The sequence below is a fragment of the Duffyella sp. Ts4 genome, from assembly GCF_051851875.1.
Lineage (GTDB): Bacteria > Pseudomonadota > Gammaproteobacteria > Enterobacterales > Enterobacteriaceae > Duffyella > Duffyella gerundensis.
Genome location: NZ_JBLYPN010000002.1, coordinates 193,738 through 213,722, shown reverse-complemented (window position 1 = coordinate 213,722; position 19,985 = coordinate 193,738). Strand labels below are relative to the sequence as shown.

Below are 19,985 nucleotides of genomic sequence, written 5' to 3'. Positions count from 1 at the left end.
TAAATTTATCGGCCTGCGCAGTGAAAACTTGAGCAGGGAATCAGAATAAATCGCCCATATCCTGGCCGTAGGCTTTGACCACTTTCTCGCCCATCTGCTTGAACTGCTGAATCATGCCCACCAGCTTTTGTGCATACTTCGGATCGGTGGCGTAACCCGCCTGCTGCAACGCCTGCGCGCCCTGCTCCGCCGACTGCGCGGTGGTCACCGCGGCATAGCGCGGATTGTTGCTGAGCAGCTTGACGTAATCGGTGATCGCTTCGAGATAAGAGCCATAGACGCGAAACGAGGCGCGCACTTTTTTCGCCGCGCCCTGCTCATATTCCGTGGTCATGATATCGGTGGTTTCGCCATGCCAGCTGCCGCCCGCTTTGATGCCAAACACATTGAAGCTTGGCTGGCCGTCGCGGGTCAGAATCTGCCGTTGTCCCCAGCCCGACTCCAGCGCGGCCTGCGCCAGAATCAGGTGGTGAGGAATGCCGCTCTGCGCGCTGGCGATTTTCGCTGGCTGCGACAGCTGGGCGATAAAGTCGCTGCTGTCACCGCCCAGCGGTTTCACCGGCAGCCGCGGTACGGCGCGACGCACCGTCTGCTCCAGCTGCGTCTGTACCTGCACCTGTGCCTGACTCATTGGCATCGGCGTCAGCGTGTTAAGCACCACCGAGTTGTCGAGCTTCATCGGTACGGTACCCGCTTTCGGATCGAGTTCGGCAGCTGGCTGCATCTGCTTAACGATAACGTCCGCCAGCCCTAACCCGCGGTTGCCAATCTGCTGTGCCATCTGCTGATCGTACATAGAGGTGTACATGCGGGTGGAGTCGCTGTTGAACAGGCCATCCTTGGGCAGCGCTTCGCGCATACTTTTCATCATCATCTGCACAAACATGCCTTCGACCTGCTTCGCCACCTGTAACGCTTTGCCGTTGGGATCTTTGCTGGCATCGCGTTTCAGGTCGTTCAGTGAGCGGCTGTCATAAGCCGCATTCATCAGCGTTTGTGTATTGCTCATCAGATAATTTCCAGTTTGGCGCGCAGGCAGCCCGCGCTCTGCATTGATTGCAGAATCGACATCAGTTCCATCGGCGTGGCACCCAGCGCATTCAGGGCGCGCACCACGTTATTCAGGTTGGCACTGGCGTTAACGCGTTGCAGTGCGCCGCCTTCCTGACGCAGATCGATCTGTGTTTGCGGCGTCACCACCGTCTGACCACCGGCCAGCGGCGTATCAGGTTGGCTGACATTCTGCTGCTGGTTTACGGTGACTGACAGGTTGCCCTGAGCCACAGCACAGGTGTTCAGCGTCACTTCGCGGTTCATTACCACCGAGCCGGTACGTGAGTTGATGATCACTTTGGCATCTTCTACCGGCACCGAGACATCAATGTTCTGAATCTCCGCCAGCAGGCGCACCTGAGAGCTGTTATTAGCCGAAACACGCACCTGCACGGTACGGGCATCCAGCGGCACCGCTGAGCCATAACCGCCGCGGCTGTTAATGGCATCAGCAATGCGCTGCGCCATGGTGAAATCTTCCTGGTTAAGCTGCAGGTTCAGGGTCTGCTGTGTGCCGAAGTTATTGGCGATTTCACGCTCAATGGTGGCACCGGCGCTAATACGACCGCCGTTCAGCTGGTTGACCTGCACGCTGCTGCCGCCGGCTGAGGCGCCCGCACCGCCGACCAGAATGTTACCCTGCGCCAGCGCATAGACCTGATTATCAACCCCTTTCAGCGGGGTCATTAACAGCGTACCGCCGCGCAGGCTTTTGGCGTTACCCATGGAAGAGACCACTACGTCGATGGTCTGTCCCTGGCGGCCAAACGCCGGAAGCTTGGCGGTGATCATCACCGCCGCCACGTTTTTCAGCTGCATGTTGGTGCCCGCAGGCACGGTAATGCCCAACTGCGACAACATGTTGTTCAGCGACTGGGTGGTAAATGGCGTCTGTGTCGTCTGATCACCGGTGCCGTCGAGGCCAACCACCAGACCGTAGCCGATCAGCTGGTTGTCGCGCACGCCCTGCACGCTGGTCAAATCGCGGATGCGGTCCGCCTGCGCCAGCGTGGAAAACGCCAGCAGCAGGGAGAACAACGTACGCGTTACAAAATTCATTTTCATGCAAACCTCTTACATCGGTGAGATGTTCAGGAAGAAGCGCTGCAGCCAACCCATGGTCTGCGCTTCATTGATATAACCATTACCGACGTATTCAATACGGGCATCGGCCACCTGGGTAGAGACCACCGTGTTGCTACCGCTAATCGTGCGCGGATTAACAATGCCGGAGAAGCGAATGAACTCCGTGCCCTGATTAATCGCAATCTGTTTCTCACCTACCACTTTCAGGTTGCCGTTTGGCAGTACCTGAATCACGGTCACGGTGATGGTGCCGGTAAAGGTGTTGTTCGCCGTTGCGCCACCCTTGCCGCCGAAGTCGGTGGTACCCGAACCTTCGAGGTTGGTTTTGTTGCCACCCAACAGGCCATCCAGCGCGCTCGGCACGGCGGTAAGGCCAAACGTGCTCTTGCCGTCGCGGCTGGCGTTGGCGGAGGAGCTCTTGCTGGCGCTGACGTTTTCCTGCAGCGTAATGGTCAACGTGTCACCGATGTTACGTGGACGGCGATCCTCGAACAGCGGCTGATAGCCGTAGTTCATCGGCATCACGCCCTGAAAAATTGAGCCGTTAACGACGGGCGGCGAAGCGGGCAGCGGCTGGGCCGTTGTCGCGCCTTCCACCAGCGCCGTACGGGGAACTAATGCGCAACCGTTAAGGGTTAGCAGCGCCATCGCTACCAACCAATGTCCAGGCTTTTGAGTTACATGCTTCGCCACGGATTAAGTACCTTTGTTCATCTGTTATAGAGGCCAACTCACGCTGGCCGGTCGGTCAGGATTACAGCTGTGACAGCTTCTGCAGCATCTCGTCGGAGGTGCTGATCGCCTTGCTGTTGATTTCATACGCGCGCTGCGTCTGGATCATGCTGACCAGTTCTTCCGCCACGTTCACGTTTGAAGTTTCCACATAGCCCTGATAGATCACCCCGGCGCCGTTCAGGCCAGGTGTGCTTTCCGTTGGCGTACCGGACGCCTGCGTCTCCTGGTACAGGTTCTCACCGATACTGTCGAGGCCGGAGTTGTTGATAAAGGTGGTCAGCGTCAGCTGGCCGACCTGCGCCGGTGCTGCCTGACCCTGCTGCGTCACGCTTACCACGCCGTCACGGGCAACGGTAATACTTAACGCGTTTGCCGGTACGGTAATCGCAGGCTGCACCGGGAAACCAGCGTTGGTTACCAGCTGACCGTTCTGATCCACCTGAAACGAACCGTCACGGGTGTAGGCCAGCGTGCCGTCTGGCATTTGTACCTGGAAAAACCCCTGACCGTTGATCGCCACATCTTTCGAGTTGTCGGTCTTGGACAGGTTACCCTGACTGTGCAGGCGCTCGGTGGCCACCGGACGAACACCGGTACCAATCTGCAGGCCTGACGGCAGCGTGGTCTGCTCAGAAGACTGTGCGCCAGGCTGGCGCATGGTCTGATACATCAAATCTTCGAACACCGCGCGCGAACGTTTAAAACCGTTGGTGCTAACGTTAGCCAGGTTGTTGGAGATAACGTCCATATTGGTCTGCTGAGCGTCAAGACCGGTCTTAGCGATCCATAAAGAGCGAATCATGATTTTTCCTTAGCCTTAGCTCATGTTGAGCAGCTGGTTAGCTTTCTGTTCGTTTTCATCAACGTTTGAGATCACTTTCATCTGCATCTCAAAACGGCGCGCGTTGCTGATCATGTCGACCATGGTTTCCACCGGCTTGACGTTGCTGCCTTCCAGCACGCCCGGCATCACCTTCAGCGTGGCATCAGCTTGCAGCGTGGCACCGCGCTGTGCCTGTGCCGCTGCGGTCGGGCGAAACATACCGTCATCACCGCGTGTCACTTCCTGACCGGTGGCTTTCACCAGCTTCAGGCGGCCCAGCTGCACCGTAGCGTTCGGCGCATCACCGCCGTTCAGCACGGTGATCGAGCCATCGGCAGCGATGGTGATTTCAGCGCCCTGCGGTACCGCAATCGGTCCGCCGTCGCCCATCACCGGGTTGCCCTGGATGGTGAGCTGACCGGTAGAGCTGATCTGAATGTTACCGTTGCGGGTATAAGCTTCACTGCCATCCGCGGTGCGTACGGCCAGCCAGCCATCCTGCTGTACCGCGACGTCCAGCGGACGTTCGGTATAGTCCATGGTGCCCTGAGACATGTCGGCACCCGGCGTGGAAGCGGCAACCAGCGTACGCGTTGGCAACGACCAGCCTTCGACCGGTACGGCGCGCAGCGCATTCAGCTGAGCACGAAATCCTGGAGTAGCGGCGTTGGCGAGGTTGCTGGCGGTTACCGCCTGCTGATCCATCGTCTGACTTGCCGCGCCCATGGCGGTATATATCGCGTGATCCATAGTGCAATCCCGTTAGCGAATTAACGCAGGTTAACCAGCGTGTTGAGGATCTGATCCTGGGTTTTAATCGTCTGCGCATTCGACTGGTAGTTACGCTGCGCAACGATCATGTTTACCAGCTCCTGGCTCAGGTCAACGTTGGATGATTCCAGCGCGCCTGCGGTCAGGTTACCAAGGTTACCGGTGCCAGCGAGGCCTACCAGCGCCTGACCAGAAGCGCTGGTTGAGGACCAGACGTTGTCGCCATCTGACTTCAGGCCTTCCGGGTTAGCGAAGTTCGCCAGTACGATTTGTCCCAGTACCTGGGTTTTCTGGTTGGAGTAAGTGCCTACCAGTTTGCCGTCGTCGTTGATCTGATAGCTGGTCAGGTCACCCGGTGCATAGCCATCCTGCGTTGGGTTACCAAAGGTGTTAGCGCCGGTGTTCTGCTGCAGGCTGCCTGCCATATTCAGGGCATACGTCTGTGCATTAGAGCCGTTCAGTGCGCCCATGTTCAGCGTAATCGTCGGCGCTGAAGTCAGGGTGCCGTTGTTATCAAAGCTCATACGGAATGGCGTTGGTGCCACTGGCGGAGTCGCGCCTGGGTTGCCTGGATTGGCATAGCTGGCGGTGCCGGTGCTGGAGTCAATTGGGTAGACGTCCCACTGGTTGTCAGCAGACTTCGCGTAGTAAAGGTCCATCTTGTGCTCGTTACCCAACGAGTCAAAGGTGGTCATACTGGTTTTAACGTTATAGGTGTCCGGGTTAGTCGGATCGAACGCGCCACCGGTCTTCACTTTGTCTGACGAGTTCAGGTTGGCGATCAACGCACCTTTGGTAGTGGCGCTGGCGGTCATCTGCTCGGTCGGCACGCGCAGCGCCGTTGGGTTAACACCGGTCTGTACCGTGGCTGGGTTGCCGGTTGCCGGATAGCCGGTCAGCTGCAGGCCCTGCATGTTGACGATGTTACGATCGGCATCGAGTGTAAACTGGCCGTTACGTGAATAGTGCACGCCGCCCGCTGCGTCAGTCATGCGGAAGAAGCCCGCATCGCTGATCGCCACGTCAAGACCACGGCTGGTAGTGGTTGGCGTGCCGTCTTTAAAGTTCTGCGTCACCGCGGCCACTTTCACACCCATACCGACTTTTGAACCGGCAAAAATGTCGGCAAAAGAGATGGAGCTTGATTTAAAGCCAGAAGTCGCGGAGTTGGCGATGTTGTTGCCAATGACGTCGAGATTACTGGATGCTGCGTTTAAACCGCTGACTGCTTGAGAAAAACCCATGATTCATTCACTCCTGAGAAAGTGTTAAGTCGTTAGAGAATTTGACGGACGTCATCTAATGTGGCGTTACCCATCGTTCCAAGATCTAATGTTGAGCCCGTGGCGGCGGTGGTAATGCCGTTGACATAGGCGTAGTTCAGTGGCTGCGCCACCAGCTGGTTGGTACCACTGGACGCTGCCAGCGCTACCTTGTACTTGCCATCCGGCGCCGTGGTGCCGTCGGTCATGGTGCCGTCCCAGGAGAACGTATGCGTCCCGGCGGTCATGCCACCCAGATCCAGGGTGCGAACCACGTTGCCGCCCGCGTCGGTAATCGTCGCGGTAGTGGCGGTTGATGCGGTGGCCAGGTTGATGCCAAACGGCGTGGTTTCGCCCTTGCCTACCAGAACCTGGTCGCCATCAATCATCACGCCACGTCCAATCAGAGCAGAAGACTGCAGCGACTGACCGCTGGTGATTTGGCCAGAGATCGAGCCCAGCGTGGTATTGAGTTTCTCAATGCCGCTCAGGGTGTTGATCTGCGCCAGCTGCGTGGTGAGCTGGCTGTTATCCATCGGATTGGTTGGATCCTGATTTTTAAGCTGTGCCACCAGCAGGGTCAGGAACTGATTCTGTAAATCCGCCGAGCTTTTATCCTGACTACCGGTTGCCGTAGCGACCTTGCTGGTATTAAGAGGATCATTCGCGTTAACCGAAATGCCCATGTTGTTCTCCGTTATTGACCCATCGTCAGGGTTTTCATCATCATCGATTTCACGGTATTCAATACCTCGACGTTGGCCTGGTAACTACGCGATGCCGACATGGTGTTGACCGTTTCACCGATCACATCAACGTTTGGCATTTTGATGTAGCCTTTGGCATCGGCCATCGGGTTACCCGGGTCATACACCAGCTTGGCTGGCGTCGGATCATCAATCACCTGTGCGACGCGAACGCCACCGGTGGCCTGGCCCTGAGCCGCATCGGTCTGGAACACAACCTGCTTGGCCACGTAAGGCTGGCCATCGGGTCCGGTTACGCTGTCGGCGTTGGCCAGGTTACTGGCGCTGACGTTAAGGCGCTGTGACTGTGCAGTCATTGCCGATCCGGCAATATCAAAAATACTTAATAAAGACATAATTATTGCCCCTGAAGTACGCTCATCATGCCTTTGATCTGGCTACTGATGAGGGTCAAATCGGTCTGATATTTCAGGCTGTTATCCGCAAACTGCGTACGCTCGCGGTCCATATCTACCGTGTTGCCATCCAGCGCAGGCTGGTCAGGAATACGGTATTGCAGATCCATCGACGCCGCCTGGTTAACCTCAGCCGGAATATGGCGTGCCGACGTCACCGCCAGCGACATGCTGCTACCTTCCGCCCGGCCATTCTTCATTACCCGGCTCAGTTCACTGGCGAAGTCGATATCACGCGCCTGATAACCTGGGGTATCTGCGTTGGCGATGTTGGATGCGAGGATCTCCTGACGCTGGGCGCGCAGGTTAATCGCCTCAGTGCCAAATCTCAGTGCTGCATCCAGTTTGTCGATCATGCTTCCTCCGGCATTCGAAATTTCGAGTTGACAGCATAAGGGCGAAGGCACAATCGCTATCGACGGAATAGCGCTAAAAAGCGTCGCTATTTGTCGCCTTGAGTTTTGGTAATCATCGGTAGAATCCTCACCATAATGATTTCGGGGGTGTGACCATGCGTAACATAATAATGCTGCTTAGCGGCCTGCTTCTCGCAGTGCACAGTGCCAGCGCGGCCGATCTGACCAGCCAGTTAACGCAGTTTTTTCAGGCGCGTGACGCTGAGCATGCGCAAGGTATGCAGGTGGTGGTTCGCACGCCGCAGAATCAATGGCCCGCCTGTGAGGCGCCGCAGTTTTCGCTGCCGGGTAACAGCCGCATGTGGGGCAACATTAGCGTGGCGGCGAATTGCGGCCAGACGCGTCGTTATTTGCAGGTGCAGGTGCAGGTCTCCGGCAACTATGTGGTGGTCAGTCACCAGGTCGCGCGTGGCGCAACCTTAACCCTCGCCGATCTGGAAGTGAAACAGGGGCGCCTCGATACCTTGCCGGCGCGCATCGTCGATACGCCGGAACAGCTTGCCGATGCGGTTGCCATGCGCGATTTGGTGCCAGGCCAGCCGGTAACCTTAATGATGGTGCGCCAGCCGTGGCGCGTGCAGGCAGGTCAGAATGTGATGGTCATTGCGCAGGGCGACGGTTTTAACGCCAGCGGCGAAGGCAAAGCGATGAATAATGCCACCGCCGCACAGCCGGTGCGGGTCAGAATGAACAATGGGCAGGTGGTGAGTGGACGCGTCGACCCTAATGGGAATATTCTGATAACGCTCTAGGCGATTAAAGAACAGTGCTGTTGTGCCGATAGAGTAAGCAACAACGAGATTACTCTATAATTTCCATGCGGCAATAACCGCCTGAACCTGACAGGAGCTTCATTATGAGCATCGACAGAACTCAACCCCTGAAACCGGTAACGACCGTCCAGTCACGTGACAATAATGATGCGCAAACTGCTAAAGTGCGCACCGCTGCTACCCCCGCGAAGGCGACAGAGAGCAGCACCGCCGCTCAGGTTAGCCTGAGCAATGCACAGGCTGAACTATTGAAACCGGGCAGCCAGGACATTAATACCGCTCGCGTTGAGCAACTCAAAACGGCCATCCGTAATGGCGAACTGAAAATGGATGCCGGCAAAATTGCCGATGCGCTGATTCAGGACACCAAACAGTGGCTGGGAAACAATTAAGTTTTACAGGATAACCGTGCGCCATGAATAACCTGCAGACTACGCTGAATAAGATCCTGGAAGTGTTGTCATCGTTACATGCGATCATGAATGAAGAGCAGGAAATGCTCTCGGCGGGTCGCATCAATAGCAGTCAGCTGCAACGTATTACCGAAGACAAAACGCTGCTGCTGACTACGCTGAACTATCTCGATGAGATGCGTAAGACCACCGAGAAAAGCGAAGGCGCGCAGGCACCCTATCGCGATCGACAGGAGATGGCGCTGCGCTGGCAGGAAATTCAACAGCGTACCGAGCGACTGCGTGACACCAACACGCACAACGGCATGCTGCTGGATCACCAGATGCACTTTACTGAGCATGCGTTGGCGGTGTTAAAGCCGCATCAAAGTCAGCCTTTTTATGGCCCCGATGGCCAGGCGAAAGGTCATGTCATGCTCAGCAGAAAAGCGTAATCGGTACAGGCGGCCCGCAGGCCGCCTCGCCTTCCCTTATGCTGAAGTCCGGCGATTAAAATCGCGCAGGCGGAATCCCATCAGCCCAAGCATGACAAAATAGCTGCCGCCACCCACCGCACAGACCGCTGCCAGACGCAGTAATCGCCACAGCATGCTGCCGTTTTCCCATGCTGGCATCAGCATCAGCACACCCACCAGCACCGCCGCCATTACCACCACCGACAGCACCAGACGCAGCAAAAAGCTGTGCCAGCCCGGTTGGGGAATAAAGATATTTTTCTTACGCAGCTGCCAGTACAGCAGCGCGGCGTTCAGGCAGGCCGCCAGGCCAATCGACAGCGCCAGACCGGCGTGCTTCAGCGGACCGATAAAGGCCAGGTTCATCAACTGGGTACAAATCAACGTCACGATAGCGATTTTCACCGGCGTTTTAATGTCCTGACGCGAATAGAAGCCAGGTGCCAGCACTTTCACCACAATCAGTCCGGTTAAGCCCACCGAATAAGCCACCAGCGCACGCTGGGTCATCGCCGCGTCAAAGGCAGTGAATTTGCCGTACTGAAACAGCGCGGTGGTCAGCGGGCCGGAAAGAATGCCCAATGCCACCGCACTCGGCAGTGCCAGCAGCAAGCAGAGCCGTAGCCCCCAATCCATCAGGCGCGAGTAATCATCGTGATCGCCGCTGGCGAAGCTTTTGGCCAGTGACGGCAGCAGAATGGTGCCGAGCGCTACGCCGAGCACGCCGGAAGGAAACTCCATCAGGCGATCGGCGTAATACATCCAGGAGACCGAACCGGACACCAGAAAAGAGGCGAAGATGGTATTGATAATCAGCGAAATCTGGCTGACCGACACGCCCAGAATCGCCGGTCCCATCTGGCGCATCACTCGCCAGACACCGGCATCTTTCAGGTTCAGGCGCGGCATCACCAGCATGCCGATCTTTTTGAGGTGCGGCAGCTGATAGCCGAGCTGCAGCACGCCGCCCACCACCACCGCCCACGCCAGCGCCATCACCGGCGGATGGAAATGCGGCGCGGCAAACAGCGCAAAGCCGATCATGCTGACGTTCAGCAAGGTTGGCGCAAACGCCGGCACCGAAAAACGGTTCCAGGTATTGAGGATCGCCCCCGCCAGTGAGGCGAGCGAAATCAGCATGATATAGGGGAAGGTCACGCGCAGCAGCGATGAGGTCAGCGCAAACTTATCGGCGGTGTCGGCAAAACCCGGCGCGGTCACCATGATCACCCACGGCGCGGCGATCATGCCGAGAAAAGTGATGATCGCCAGCGCCAGCGTCAGCAGGCCCGCAACGTAGGCTACAAACACCCGCGTCGCCTCTTCACCCTGCTTGCTTTTGTATTCCGCGAGGATCGGCACAAAGGCCTGTGAGAAGGCGCCCTCGGCAAAAATGCGGCGCAGCAGATTAGGCAACTTAAAGGCAACAAAGAAGGCGTCGGTAGCCATACCGGCACCAAACACGCGTGCAACAAGCGCATCCCGGGCAAAGCCCAGCACGCGCGAAAACAGCGTCATAGAACTGACCGCTGCCAGCGATTTCAACAGGTTCATGGTTTACTGCGCATCCTGAAAGTAAAAAAAGAAGGGGCAGCGCAGGGCTGCCCGGGCGATAGTCTACTGACACCGCGCTAAATAACCACTTTCGATTGTGAGCAAAGGTTATTGCTGCGCGTGTGCCTGCCAGATGGCTTCCACCATGCGCTGCGCCACCAGCGCCTGTTCACCGCTGGTCTGCGGCTGAGTCTGATTTTGTACGCAGTGAATAAAATGGTGCGCCGCACCCTCAAATCCGCGCTGCGTTAGCACGTTTTGCCAGCCTGGCGCAGGCTCCGTGTGAATAATACCGTTACGTTCCTGACGCCATTCACGCATATCGGCGATCTCGGTCACCGCGCCGTCGCTGACCGCCAGCAGAGTTTCGCGCTGGCTGCCCGCCCGACGATGCATACTGGCGGTTAATCGTGCGTCGCCTGCGGCAAACAGATGCTCGGCGTAGCGCATCTGCCCGCTGCTGTTGGTGAGCAGCTGGCCCTGCAGCAGCGTAACCTTGCCGCCGCCCAGCCAGATCAGCGTATCCAGCAAATGCAGGTAATCATCCAGCAGAGTGAACTGCAGATCGTGATCGATGCTGTCGCTGCGGTGTTTGTCCATGCGCAGCGACGCCAGATCGCCCAGGTCTGCTTTAAGCTGCAGATAACGCGGGGCAAAACGCCGGTTGAAGGCGACCATCAGCTTGCGCCCGCGCGCTGCGGCCAGTTCCACCAGCTCTTCCGCTTCGGCCAGCGTCTGCGCCAGCGGTTTGTCGACGCAAACGTCGACACCTGCCAGCAGCAGGGTTTTTACCACTTCGTAATGCGAAGCGGTGCTGCTGTGGACAAACACCGCGTCGCAATCAGCCGCCAGCGCATCCAGCCTGGCGTAGCTGGCGATGCGATAACGATCGCACACCGGCTGAGCTTTGGCCTGATTCGGTGAAAAAGCGCCCATCAGCTGCCAGCTGTCGGCGCGGCTCAACACCGGCAGCCAGGCTTTCTGTGCGATGTTGCCTAAGCCGACCATGCCAATCTTAATCGTCATAACGTGCACCCTTTTCCGCCATCAGCGCAGCCAGTTGCTGCTTTATTGTTGCCATCTCCTGCTCCAGCTGGGTCACGCGCTGCGCCATATCGCTCTCTTCCACCGCCATGACCGGCTCGGCTGACGGCGTGACGTCGGGCTGCCCGCTGAACAGATGCGCATAACGGCTTTCGCGTTTACCCGCCTCGCGCGGCAGACGCAGCACAAAAGGCCCATCTTCACGGCTCGCCAGCGTTTCCAGCGTGGCTTCCACTTCGGCCATGTCGCTGAATTCGTGCAGTCGGCCGCTGCGGCTGCGCAGTTCGCCCGGCGTCTGCGCGCCGCGTAGCAGCAGCAGCGTGACGATAGCCACCTCGCCAGCGGTGAATTTCAGATCGCCAAAAGCGGAGTTGCAGAAGCGCTGCTCATATTTCACCACCCGCTGGCCAAAGCCGCTTTGCGTGCTCAGCAGATGCTTTTTAACCAGCAGGTCGAGCGTGTCCTGCACCTGGCGTTCATTCAGCGTTAGCACCGGATCGCGGTTGGATTTCTGGTTACAGGCGGCCAGCACGCCGTTGATCGATAGCGGATACTGATCCGGCGTGGTGACCTGCTTCTCCAGCATGGCGCCAATCACCCGCGCCTCGTGGGCGGATAAATCAATTTTCATTTCACGTCCCTTAAAGGGTTAACTACCGCGCCGCTCTGACGTCCATTCTCGCCAGGTCAGCGCCGTTAACACATGGTCCTGCCAGCGCCCGTCGATCAGCAAATAATCTTTGGCGTAGCCCTCTTTCTCAAAACCCAGACGCGCCAGCAGGTTACCGCTACGCGCATTGTGCGGCATGTAGTTTGCCATGATGCGATGAATTCGCTGCTGACGCTGCATATAGCCGATGGCGGCCTGCAGCGCTTCAAACATCAAGCCCTGCTGCTGCCATTTTTCGCCTAGCGAGTAACCGAGATAACAGGCGTGGAACGAGCCGCGTAGCACGTTACTGAAGTTGGCGACGCCGCGCACTTCGCTCTCCTGCTCATCCAGCAGGATGAAATAGTAGGCGCTGCCCTGACGATGCATATCGGTGATCAGCCCCAGCCGTGCCTGCCAGCCGGAAGGATAACAGTGGCTCTCATCACGCACTGGCTCCCAGGGCTTGAGGAAATCGCGGTTCTCCGCATAGTAGTCAGCCATTCGCCAGGCATCACGTTCATGAACCAGCCTGACCACTAAGCGATCGGTGGTAAGACGTACCCGGGGAGCAGCAGAACGGTAGCCAAACATTTTCTCTCCTGAAGTTGTGGCCTGCAAAACGCATCGGTGATAGTGGACGCAATGGGCAACGGCGGCGACAGCCAGCCGGGAAATCTCCGCGCCTGCGGTTAACTATAACCTTCAACAGGCACAAGGGTAAAACCACAGTTTCACTTTCGTGAGGCTGTCGCAAACAGGACAATTCTTACCCACCACACGGCGAAACCCCTGAAAAAACCGCCCGCAGCTCAGCCGCTTAACCGGTTTCTCTTCGTCTGCGTTTGCCGTGCTGTTGATGGTCATCTGTCTGGCTACAACCGAAGCCGGTTTGACCTGCGCCCGTTCTCTTCCATACTTTATTGAGGCCATTACCAGGCCTGTGACCAAATACAACAAGGAGACGCTAACGTGAAATTATACATTTACGAACATTGCCCCTTTTGCGTAAAGGCACGCATGATTTTTGGTCTGAAGAATCTGCCGGTGGAACTGATCGTCCTGTCCAACGACGATGAGGAGACGCCGCGCCGCCTGATTGGGCAGAAAATGGTGCCGATCCTGCAGAAAGCGGATGGCAGCGCCATGGCAGAAAGCATGGACATTGTGCATTTTGTGGATAACAGCGACGGCCAGCCACTGCTGACCGGCGGCACCAATGCCGCCATCGCCGACTGGCTACGCCGGGTCAATGGCTATGTTTATAAACTGATTACGCCGCGCGTCGCCGAGGCACCCTTTGCCGAGTTTGATACGCCGGAAGCGCGCGCCTACTTCAAAAACAAAAAGGAAGCGACGATGGGCGATTTCAGCGAGCTGAAAAGCCATTCGGCCGGCCTGATTAAAAATATCAATGATGATCTGCGCCAGCTCGACAAGCTGATCGTGCAGCCCAACGCGGTTAACGGCGAACTCTCTGAAGATGACATCAATCTGTTTCCGCTGTTGCGCTCGCTGACGCTGGTCGCCGGCGTGAATTACCCGTCGCGCGTGGCGGAATACCGCGACAACATGGCGAAACAGACGCAGATTAATTTGCTCTCCTCTATTGCGCAGTAACCTGCTGCGGGTGGCATTCTGCTGCCCGCTTTTCCCCCTTCCCAATCCTCTTCTTTACGCCTGCACCTGGTGACAGCGTGTCCGGCTTGAGGCAAGCTATGCGCCCTCACTATTTACTGACCAGATGAGCGTGCAATGAAAAAGATTATCGCCGGGGCATCGATGCTGCTGCTGATGCTCTGCCTGAGCGGCTGTAACAAGCTCACGCAATACACCATCAGCGAACAGGAAATCAACCAGGCGCTGGCGAAACACAATAACTTTGAAAAAGAGGTTGGCGTATCAGGGCTGGTCAACGCGCATATTGTGCTCTCTCAGCTCAACAGCCAGATTGGTCGTCAGGAGCCAGGCAAAGTGACGCTCACCGGCCATGCCGCCGTCAACATCACTTCGTTGTTTGGCCCGCAGCAGGCGGAGATGCTGCTGACCATGCGTGCTCAGCCGCGCTTCGATCGCCAACAGGGCGCTATTTTCCTGCAGGATCTGGAGATCGTGCAGGTCGATGTGCAGCCGGAGAAAATGCAGCCGGTGCTGAAAACGCTGACGCCCTATCTGAACCAGTCGCTGAAAAGCTACTTCAATCAGCAACCGGCCTATCTGCTGAGCAGCGACCGCAGCAAGGCTGAAGCGCTGGCCAAACGCTTTGCCACCGGTATCGAAGTGAAGCCCGGCGAGTTAATCATTCCTTTTACGCAATAAAGTGATAGCCGCCCCGTAAAGGGGCTTTTTTATGTGATGGAGATATAAATGAGGTGCAATCGATTGCCTTGCCCCTTATGCTTATGTCCCGGCATAAAGTATCCCTGACATTTATCCTCGCCGGAGCCTGATTGATGACCGCACAACCCCAGCAACTACAGATTCGCCGCCCAGACGACTGGCATATTCATCTGCGCGATGATGCGATGCTGCATACCGTTTTGCCCTACACCAGTGAAGTCTGTGGCCGCGCGATTGTGATGCCCAACCTGGTGCCGCCGGTGACCAGCGTGGCCGCAGCCCGCGCCTACCGTGAACGCATTCTGGCTGCGCTGCCACAACAGCACCGTTTTCAGCCGCTAATGACCTGCTACCTCACCGATTCGCTGGATGCAGCAGAAGTGGAGCACGGTTTTCGTGAAGGCGTGTTTACCGCCGCCAAGCTCTATCCGGCGCACGCCACCACCAACTCCAGCCACGGTGTAACCAGCATCGCCGCTATTGCCAGCGTGCTTGAACGCATGCAGGCGATCGGCATGCCGCTGCTGATTCATGGCGAAGTCACCGACGCCCATATCGATATTTTCGACCGTGAAGCACGCTTTATTGAAACGGTGATGATCCCGCTGCGCCAGCAGTTTCCGGGCTTAAAAATTGTTATGGAACACATCACCACCCGTGAAGCGGCGCAGTATGTGCTGGAAGCCAACGACCTGCTTGGTGCCACCATCACGCCACAGCACCTGATGTTTAACCGTAATCACATGCTGGTGGGCGGCGTGCGGCCGCACCTCTACTGCCTGCCGATCCTCAAGCGCAATGTGCATCAGCAGGCGCTGCGTGACGTAATCGCCAGCGGCAATCCGCGCTTCTTTTTGGGCACCGACACCGCGCCGCACGCCCGCCATCGTAAAGAGTCGAGCTGCGGCTGCGCGGGCGTGTTCAATGCGCCTGTGGCGCTGCCTGCTTACGCCACGGTGTTTGAAGAGATGGGCGCGCTAAGCCACTTTGAAGCATTCTGCTCAGAAAACGGCCCGCGCTTTTATGGCCTGCCGCTGAATGAAGAACGCATTACGCTGGTGCGCGAAGCCTGGACGGTGCCCGAGAGCATTGCGCTGGGCGAAGAGAGCCTGGTGCCGTTTTTAGCCGGTGAAACCCTGAACTGGCGCGTCGCGCTGTAAATCTGACGGGAAGGTATCCGCCTTCCCGTTGTCTTCCGTTTCTTTCACTTGCGTGCTGCTGAACAATACTGTACAAATAGACAGTATATTCACGGAGGTCCTCATGCGTGTTGAAATTACCGTAGCAAAAACGCAGACGCTGCCGCCGGGCGCACTGGATGCGCTGGCAGAAGAACTGACCCGACGTTTGAACGAACATTTTCCCGACGATGAAGCGCACGTCAGCGTACGTTACGCCAGCGCCAACAACCTCACGGTGATGGGCAAAGGGAAAGAGGCGCGTGAGCAGGTGAGCCATATTCTGCAGGAAACCTGGGAAAGTGCTGACGACTGGTTTCCGCAATAACCGTTTTATTTTGTGCTGTTTTGCCGGGTGTCGCCATCCGGCTTTTTTATCCCGCTGCCTGCCTCGCCAGATCGCGTATCGCGATATAGACTCTTTTCATGCCTTCACCTATTCTTGCGCCTGTGATGACTTACAGGAGGTGTCTACCATGACCTATGAAAATCCCGAAGAGGCGATGACCTTTGGTGAATTACTGACGCTGATCGGCGATCAGCAACGCCGTTTGACCGTACTTGAAACTGCCTTTTCCTGGCTCCCCTTCTGCCTTGACGAACGTGCCAGCCAGCTGCTGTCGCACAGCATGCGTCTGGAATCGCAGAATCAGGAAAATGATGCGGCGCTGCAGACCCATTATGCCCGCCTCGCCGAGGCGCTGGAAAAGCGCACCGGCAGCAGTAAAAGTGAACCTGTTATTGAATAATTAATTGGCTTATTTATTACGCTAATTATTTTTTTATGCGGTGTTCTCACCGCATGAATATTTTCTTTATTCCTGCGCAAAACTATTTTATTGTGCCCTCGCAGTCCGGGTGTTTAACCCGTGTTATAATTAGCTCGCTGCTGTCAGAAAAAAGCCCGCATTGACCTCAATAGTACACTTCGTTTAACGAGTAATAAGGAGGTTATAATGGATAAGAACAAAGATGTTATTCAGACACATCCACTGGTTGGATGGGATATCAGTACTGTTGACAGCTATGACGCCATGATGCTTCGCTTGCATTCACTCTCTTCCCAGGAACAGCAGGAAGATGACGCTGACATTGGCCCAACCTACTGGATTACCACCGACGTCGCCCGACAGTTTATCTCTATCCTTGAAGCTGGCATTGCAAAAATCGAATCGACCGAGTTCCACGATCGTGACTACAAGAAACATTAAGCATTTCTGCAGGCTAAAGACAGGCACCCACCGCGGGTGCCTTTTTAATGCCCGCTATCTTTTGTTATGCTCCCGCCATGGCAGTAGCGCTCAGGAGTAGAGAATAGATGGTTTATGATTTGATCGTGGCAGGAAGCGGATCGGTAGGCGCAGCGGCGGGCTATTACGCCACCCGCGCTGGCCTGAAGGTGTTGATGATTGACAGCGCGCATCCGCCGCATCAGCAGGGCAGCCATCACGGCGAAACCCGGTTGATTCGTCATGCGTACGGTGAAGGCGCTCGCTATGTGCCGCTGGTGCTGCGCGCCCAGACGCTGTGGGACGAGCTGGAGCAGCTGAGCGGCGAGCGTATTATGCATCGCAGCGGCGTGATCAACCTGGCACCCGCCGACTCCACCTTCCTGAATAACGTTATCGAAAGCGCCAACGCACATCAGCTGAATGTGCAGGTGCTGCAAACCGAGGAGATTCGTCAGCGCTGGCCGCAGCTCAACGTTCCCGATGGCTATCTCGGCGCGTTTGAAGCGGATTCCGGTTATTTGCTCGCTGAGCAGGCGATTCGTAGTTACATTCGCCTGGCTGAACAAGCGGGCTGTGCGCAGCTGTTTAACTGCGGCGTCGACAGCATCGGCACCGAAGGCGATCTGCAAACGGTTACTACTGGCGACGGCGTTTTTCACGCCCGTAAGCTGCTGATCAGCGCTGGCACCTGGGTCAATCAGCTGGTGCCCGGCCTGCCGGTTCGGCCATTGCGTAAAGTCTTTGCCTGGTATCAGGCCGATGGCCGCTACAGTGAAAATAATAAGTTTCCGGCATTTACCGTTGAGATGACCAACGGCAGCCAGTTCTACGGTTTCCCGGCGAAGGATAACGCGCTGAAGGTCGGTCGCCACGACGGCGGCCAGTGGATTAATACCCCGCAGGAGCGTACACCGTTTGGCAGTTATGCGGCAGATGGCAGTGAAGCCTTCTCGTTTTTGCGTCAGTTTTTGCCCGGTATTGGCGTTTGCCTGCACGGCGCGGCCTGCACCTACGATAATTCTCCCGATGAGGATTTTATTATCGACCGGCTACCTGGCCACCCTAATCGATTAATTATCACCGGCTTAAGCGGTCACGGTTTTAAATTTGCCAGCGTGCTGGGCGAAATTGCCGCGCAATTTGCGGCCGATCAACCCACCACTTTTGATTTAGCGCCCTTCTCACTCAATCGCTTTTCCTGAACCGCGTTCTGCAATAAAAAAAGGCGCACCTGAGTGCGCCTTTTTTATATTTGGCGTGTGTGCCACGCCTGACCAGCCTGTTTCAGGGCTGAGCTTAATGATTCTTCTGCTGACGACGCAGCTTAATTTTCTTGATAAGCGATTCCGCTTCCGCTTCTGAAGCTACGGCAGGTGCCGAACCGTGCAGCGGCTTACGGGCGCTTTCGCGCATAAAGAACACGGTAATCAAGCCAATCACGGCCGCGCCCATCAGATACCATGCTGGCATCATCACGTTGCCGCTCTTCTCCACCAGCCACGCGGTCATCAACGGCGTGGTGCCACCAAACAGCGAAACGGAAATGTTGAAGCCGATCGCCAGCGCGCTGTAGCGCACATCGGTGGCAAACAGTGACGGCAGCGCCGACGGCATAGTCCCGCTGAAGCAGGTGTGGATAATGCCCAACATCATCAGTCCGACAAATACCCACAGCAGATTGCCGGTGCCGATCAACCAGAAACACGGCAGCGCAAAGATCAGCAGGCCGATTGCGCCAAGGGCAATAACCGGACGGCGGCCAAGATGGTCGTTCCAGTGACCCCAGAACAGCGTCAGCGGCATCATGACAAACATGACCACCAGCACCAGCAGCAGGCCGCTCAGCTCGCTCATGCCCAGAATACCGGTGAGATAACTTGGCATGTAAGAGGTCAGCATGTAGTTGGAGACGTTAAACAGCAGCACCAGACCGATACACTTCAGCATCTGCGCCTGATATTTGCGCAGCATCTGCCAGACACCGATCGGTGGCTTTTCATGCTCGCGCTTATCCTGCTCTTCCATGTGCTTCTGGAACGCAGGCGTTTCTTCCAGCTTCAGACGTACGTAAAGACCAAACAGCCCTAATGGTGCGGCGATAAAGAACGGTACGCGCCAGCCCCATGACATCAGCGTTTCGGTGGACATCGCCGCCGTCATGCCGGTCACCAGTCCCGCACCGAGCAGATAGCCGCCCAGCGTCCCGAACTCCAGCCAGCTGCCCATAAAACCGCGGCGTTTATCGGTAGAGTATTCCGCAATAAAGGTTGCCGCACCGCCATATTCACCGCCGGTGGAGAAACCCTGTACCAGACGCGCGGTCAGCAGCAAAATCGGCGCCAGAATGCCGATGCTGGCGTAGCTGGGAATCAGACCGATACAGAAGGTACCAATCGCCATCATGATCATGGTGATCGCCAGCACTTTTTGTCGGCCAATGCGGTCGCCCAGTGGCCCAAAGAACAGGCCGCCGATCGGACGTACCAAAAAGGCCGCCGAGAACGCCCCGAAGGTGGCGATCAGCTGCGCGGCCTGGCTGGCGCCAGGAAAGAAGATTTTACCGATGGTCACCGCAAGATAGCTGTAAACGCCAAAGTCGAACCACTCCATAGCGTTGCCGAGGGCCGCAGCACCGACCGCGCGACGCAGCATTTTGCGGTCAACGATGGTGATATCGTCAACCGTCAGTTCTTTCTTCGGCTTCTTATTCCAGAAGTGCTTTTTGCCAGCGGCAAGGTTATCGCCCATGTTATGCCTCATATCAGTGATGATGATGCAGCAGCATAGCTTTCGCCGTCTTGATCCCACTGTGGATGGAGAAAGCTATATCGCAGCGCTTTGTAATGAACTGAAAACTATCGTAAACGGCATAGCGCGAACATGCAAATTTGGCGGCATGAATCACCACTAAGTCGTGTAAAGCCAGTTTTTTACTCCGGCTCGCGCGTTTTCAACTGGCAAGCGTAGCGTAAATTCTGCGTTTCACCGGCACGACACCTACCGTTCGCACAGAAATCCAGCAGCGCTGATTTACAAACA

24 protein-coding genes are annotated in these 19,985 nt (G+C 56.6%); 10 read left to right on the top strand and 14 right to left on the bottom strand.

The features are described from left to right. Positions 1-40: 40 nt before the first annotated feature. The 9 genes from flgJ to flgB form a co-directional block, all read right to left on the bottom strand. Positions 41-1,009, bottom strand: a complete 969-nt coding sequence (gene flgJ, locus ACJY2L_RS03940; RefSeq protein WP_439212986.1) for a flagellar assembly peptidoglycan hydrolase FlgJ — start codon at positions 1,007-1,009, stop codon at positions 41-43. Next, entirely contained in the window at positions 1,009-2,118 is a 1,110-nt protein-coding gene (locus ACJY2L_RS03935; RefSeq protein ID WP_439212985.1) for a flagellar basal body P-ring protein FlgI, read from the bottom strand. Before ACJY2L_RS03935 ends, flgJ begins: the two co-directional genes overlap by 1 nt. Before the next feature lie 9 nt (positions 2,119-2,127). Beyond that, complete coding sequence (locus tag ACJY2L_RS03930; protein ID WP_222938570.1) at positions 2,128-2,787, bottom strand: flagellar basal body L-ring protein FlgH; 660 nt, start codon at positions 2,785-2,787, stop codon at positions 2,128-2,130. A gap of 106 nt (positions 2,788-2,893) precedes the next feature. Continuing rightward, complete coding sequence (gene flgG / locus ACJY2L_RS03925) at positions 2,894-3,676, bottom strand: flagellar basal-body rod protein FlgG (RefSeq protein WP_439212984.1); 783 nt, start codon at positions 3,674-3,676, stop codon at positions 2,894-2,896. 15 nt (positions 3,677-3,691) lie between these two features. Next, complete coding sequence (locus ACJY2L_RS03920; protein ID WP_225700779.1) at positions 3,692-4,447, bottom strand: flagellar basal body rod protein FlgF; 756 nt, start codon at positions 4,445-4,447, stop codon at positions 3,692-3,694. A 20-nt stretch (positions 4,448-4,467) separates the two neighbouring features. Next, entirely contained in the window at positions 4,468-5,712 is a 1,245-nt protein-coding gene (gene flgE, locus ACJY2L_RS03915) for a flagellar hook protein FlgE (protein ID WP_439212983.1), read from the bottom strand. Positions 5,713-5,744: 32 nt separating this feature from the next. Beyond that, the gene (gene flgD, locus ACJY2L_RS03910; protein WP_439212982.1) at positions 5,745-6,416 is read right to left on the bottom strand and encodes a flagellar hook assembly protein FlgD; all 672 of its coding nucleotides are present in this window, start codon (positions 6,414-6,416) and stop codon (positions 5,745-5,747) included. 11 nt (positions 6,417-6,427) lie between these two features. Further along, complete coding sequence (gene flgC, locus ACJY2L_RS03905) at positions 6,428-6,832, bottom strand: flagellar basal body rod protein FlgC (protein ID WP_187486319.1); 405 nt, start codon at positions 6,830-6,832, stop codon at positions 6,428-6,430. A gap of 2 nt (positions 6,833-6,834) precedes the next feature. Then, the gene (gene flgB, locus ACJY2L_RS03900) at positions 6,835-7,248 is read right to left on the bottom strand and encodes a flagellar basal body rod protein FlgB (protein WP_439212981.1); all 414 of its coding nucleotides are present in this window, start codon (positions 7,246-7,248) and stop codon (positions 6,835-6,837) included. A gap of 155 nt (positions 7,249-7,403) precedes the next feature. Between flgB and flgA the strand changes: the two genes are divergently transcribed. The 3 genes from flgA to ACJY2L_RS03885 all read left to right on the top strand — a co-directional run bounded on the left by flgA (position 7,404) and on the right by ACJY2L_RS03885 (position 8,928). Further along, positions 7,404-8,060: a flagellar basal body P-ring formation chaperone FlgA gene (flgA, locus tag ACJY2L_RS03895; protein WP_439212980.1), complete on the top strand. Its 657-nt coding sequence runs from the start codon at positions 7,404-7,406 to the stop codon at positions 8,058-8,060. Between the two features lie 104 nt (positions 8,061-8,164). Next, positions 8,165-8,473 carry a flagellar biosynthesis anti-sigma factor FlgM gene (flgM, locus tag ACJY2L_RS03890; RefSeq protein ID WP_439212979.1) on the top strand — a complete coding sequence of 103 codons (309 nt, stop codon included), beginning with the start codon at positions 8,165-8,167 and terminating at the stop codon, positions 8,471-8,473. Positions 8,474-8,496: 23 nt separating this feature from the next. Next, positions 8,497-8,928, top strand: coding sequence for a flagella synthesis protein FlgN (locus ACJY2L_RS03885; RefSeq protein WP_439212978.1), 432 nt, complete (start codon positions 8,497-8,499; stop codon positions 8,926-8,928). 36 nt (positions 8,929-8,964) lie between these two features. Here the strand turns inward: ACJY2L_RS03885 and murJ are convergent, their stop codons facing one another. The 4 genes from murJ to rimJ form a co-directional block, all read right to left on the bottom strand. Next, a complete protein-coding gene (gene murJ / locus ACJY2L_RS03880; protein ID WP_067429568.1) occupies positions 8,965-10,503 on the bottom strand; it encodes a murein biosynthesis integral membrane protein MurJ in 1,539 nt (512 codons plus the stop codon). Positions 10,504-10,611: 108 nt separating this feature from the next. After that, the gene (locus ACJY2L_RS03875) at positions 10,612-11,529 is read right to left on the bottom strand and encodes a Gfo/Idh/MocA family protein (RefSeq protein ID WP_439212977.1); all 918 of its coding nucleotides are present in this window, start codon (positions 11,527-11,529) and stop codon (positions 10,612-10,614) included. Beyond that, positions 11,519-12,178, bottom strand: a complete 660-nt coding sequence (locus ACJY2L_RS03870; RefSeq protein ID WP_439212976.1) for a DUF480 domain-containing protein — start codon at positions 12,176-12,178, stop codon at positions 11,519-11,521. Before ACJY2L_RS03870 ends, ACJY2L_RS03875 begins: the two co-directional genes overlap by 11 nt. Positions 12,179-12,196: 18 nt before the next feature. After that, positions 12,197-12,790, bottom strand: coding sequence for a ribosomal protein S5-alanine N-acetyltransferase (gene rimJ / locus ACJY2L_RS03865; protein ID WP_067429561.1), 594 nt, complete (start codon positions 12,788-12,790; stop codon positions 12,197-12,199). 378 nt (positions 12,791-13,168) lie between these two features. On the opposite strand from rimJ, the gene grxB reads away from it, so the two are divergent. From grxB to solA, 7 genes are all read left to right on the top strand, one after another. Continuing rightward, positions 13,169-13,816: a glutaredoxin 2 gene (gene grxB / locus ACJY2L_RS03860; protein WP_439212975.1), complete on the top strand. Its 648-nt coding sequence runs from the start codon at positions 13,169-13,171 to the stop codon at positions 13,814-13,816. Positions 13,817-13,951: 135 nt separating this feature from the next. After that, positions 13,952-14,515 (top strand): lipoprotein, encoded by a 564-nt coding sequence (locus tag ACJY2L_RS03855; RefSeq protein WP_187486323.1) that lies wholly within the window; start codon positions 13,952-13,954, stop codon positions 14,513-14,515. Between the two features lie 134 nt (positions 14,516-14,649). Then, positions 14,650-15,696: a dihydroorotase gene (pyrC, locus tag ACJY2L_RS03850; protein WP_187488206.1), complete on the top strand. Its 1,047-nt coding sequence runs from the start codon at positions 14,650-14,652 to the stop codon at positions 15,694-15,696. Between the two features lie 103 nt (positions 15,697-15,799). Continuing rightward, positions 15,800-16,042, top strand: a complete 243-nt coding sequence (gene dinI / locus ACJY2L_RS03845; protein WP_067429549.1) for a DNA damage-inducible protein I — start codon at positions 15,800-15,802, stop codon at positions 16,040-16,042. Positions 16,043-16,190: 148 nt separating this feature from the next. Next, complete coding sequence (locus ACJY2L_RS03840) at positions 16,191-16,463, top strand: hypothetical protein (protein WP_067429544.1); 273 nt, start codon at positions 16,191-16,193, stop codon at positions 16,461-16,463. Positions 16,464-16,670: 207 nt separating this feature from the next. Next, entirely contained in the window at positions 16,671-16,925 is a 255-nt protein-coding gene (gene bssS, locus ACJY2L_RS03835; RefSeq protein WP_439212974.1) for a biofilm formation regulator BssS, read from the top strand. 107 nt (positions 16,926-17,032) lie between these two features. Continuing rightward, on the top strand, positions 17,033-18,148 hold the full coding sequence (gene solA / locus ACJY2L_RS03830; protein WP_439212973.1) for an N-methyl-L-tryptophan oxidase: 1,116 nt from the start codon (positions 17,033-17,035) through the stop codon (positions 18,146-18,148). A 94-nt stretch (positions 18,149-18,242) separates the two neighbouring features. Here the strand turns inward: solA and proP are convergent, their stop codons facing one another. Further along, a complete protein-coding gene (proP, locus tag ACJY2L_RS03825; protein WP_067429535.1) occupies positions 18,243-19,694 on the bottom strand; it encodes a glycine betaine/L-proline transporter ProP in 1,452 nt (483 codons plus the stop codon). Between the last annotated feature and the right edge of the window lie 291 nt (positions 19,695-19,985).

Bases quoted from the DNA above. Each gene is read 5' to 3' on its own strand.
- flgJ (WP_439212986.1), bottom strand. From the start codon at position 1,009: ATGAGCAATACACAAACGCTGATGAATGCGGCTTATGACAGCCGCTCA.
- ACJY2L_RS03935 (WP_439212985.1), bottom strand. From the start codon at position 2,118: ATGAAAATGAATTTTGTAACGCGTACGTTGTTCTCCCTGCTGCTGGCG.
- ACJY2L_RS03930 (WP_222938570.1), bottom strand. From the start codon at position 2,787: ATGGCGCTGCTAACCCTTAACGGTTGCGCATTAGTTCCCCGTACGGCG.
- flgG (WP_439212984.1), bottom strand. From the start codon at position 3,676: ATGATTCGCTCTTTATGGATCGCTAAGACCGGTCTTGACGCTCAGCAG.
- ACJY2L_RS03920 (WP_225700779.1), bottom strand. From the start codon at position 4,447: ATGGATCACGCGATATATACCGCCATGGGCGCGGCAAGTCAGACGATG.
- flgE (WP_439212983.1), bottom strand. From the start codon at position 5,712: ATGGGTTTTTCTCAAGCAGTCAGCGGTTTAAACGCAGCATCCAGTAAT.
- flgD (WP_439212982.1), bottom strand. From the start codon at position 6,416: ATGGGCATTTCGGTTAACGCGAATGATCCTCTTAATACCAGCAAGGTC.
- flgC (WP_187486319.1), bottom strand. From the start codon at position 6,832: ATGTCTTTATTAAGTATTTTTGATATTGCCGGATCGGCAATGACTGCA.
- flgB (WP_439212981.1), bottom strand. From the start codon at position 7,248: ATGATCGACAAACTGGATGCAGCACTGAGATTTGGCACTGAGGCGATT.
- flgA (WP_439212980.1), top strand. From the start codon at position 7,404: ATGCGTAACATAATAATGCTGCTTAGCGGCCTGCTTCTCGCAGTGCAC.
- flgM (WP_439212979.1), top strand. From the start codon at position 8,165: ATGAGCATCGACAGAACTCAACCCCTGAAACCGGTAACGACCGTCCAG.
- ACJY2L_RS03885 (WP_439212978.1), top strand. From the start codon at position 8,497: ATGAATAACCTGCAGACTACGCTGAATAAGATCCTGGAAGTGTTGTCA.
- murJ (WP_067429568.1), bottom strand. From the start codon at position 10,503: ATGAACCTGTTGAAATCGCTGGCAGCGGTCAGTTCTATGACGCTGTTT.
- ACJY2L_RS03875 (WP_439212977.1), bottom strand. From the start codon at position 11,529: ATGACGATTAAGATTGGCATGGTCGGCTTAGGCAACATCGCACAGAAA.
- ACJY2L_RS03870 (WP_439212976.1), bottom strand. From the start codon at position 12,178: ATGAAAATTGATTTATCCGCCCACGAGGCGCGGGTGATTGGCGCCATG.
- rimJ (WP_067429561.1), bottom strand. From the start codon at position 12,790: ATGTTTGGCTACCGTTCTGCTGCTCCCCGGGTACGTCTTACCACCGAT.
- ACJY2L_RS03855 (WP_187486323.1), top strand. From the start codon at position 13,952: ATGAAAAAGATTATCGCCGGGGCATCGATGCTGCTGCTGATGCTCTGC.
- pyrC (WP_187488206.1), top strand. From the start codon at position 14,650: ATGACCGCACAACCCCAGCAACTACAGATTCGCCGCCCAGACGACTGG.
- dinI (WP_067429549.1), top strand. From the start codon at position 15,800: ATGCGTGTTGAAATTACCGTAGCAAAAACGCAGACGCTGCCGCCGGGC.
- ACJY2L_RS03840 (WP_067429544.1), top strand. From the start codon at position 16,191: ATGACCTATGAAAATCCCGAAGAGGCGATGACCTTTGGTGAATTACTG.
- bssS (WP_439212974.1), top strand. From the start codon at position 16,671: ATGGATAAGAACAAAGATGTTATTCAGACACATCCACTGGTTGGATGG.
- solA (WP_439212973.1), top strand. From the start codon at position 17,033: ATGGTTTATGATTTGATCGTGGCAGGAAGCGGATCGGTAGGCGCAGCG.
- proP (WP_067429535.1), bottom strand. From the start codon at position 19,694: ATGGGCGATAACCTTGCCGCTGGCAAAAAGCACTTCTGGAATAAGAAG.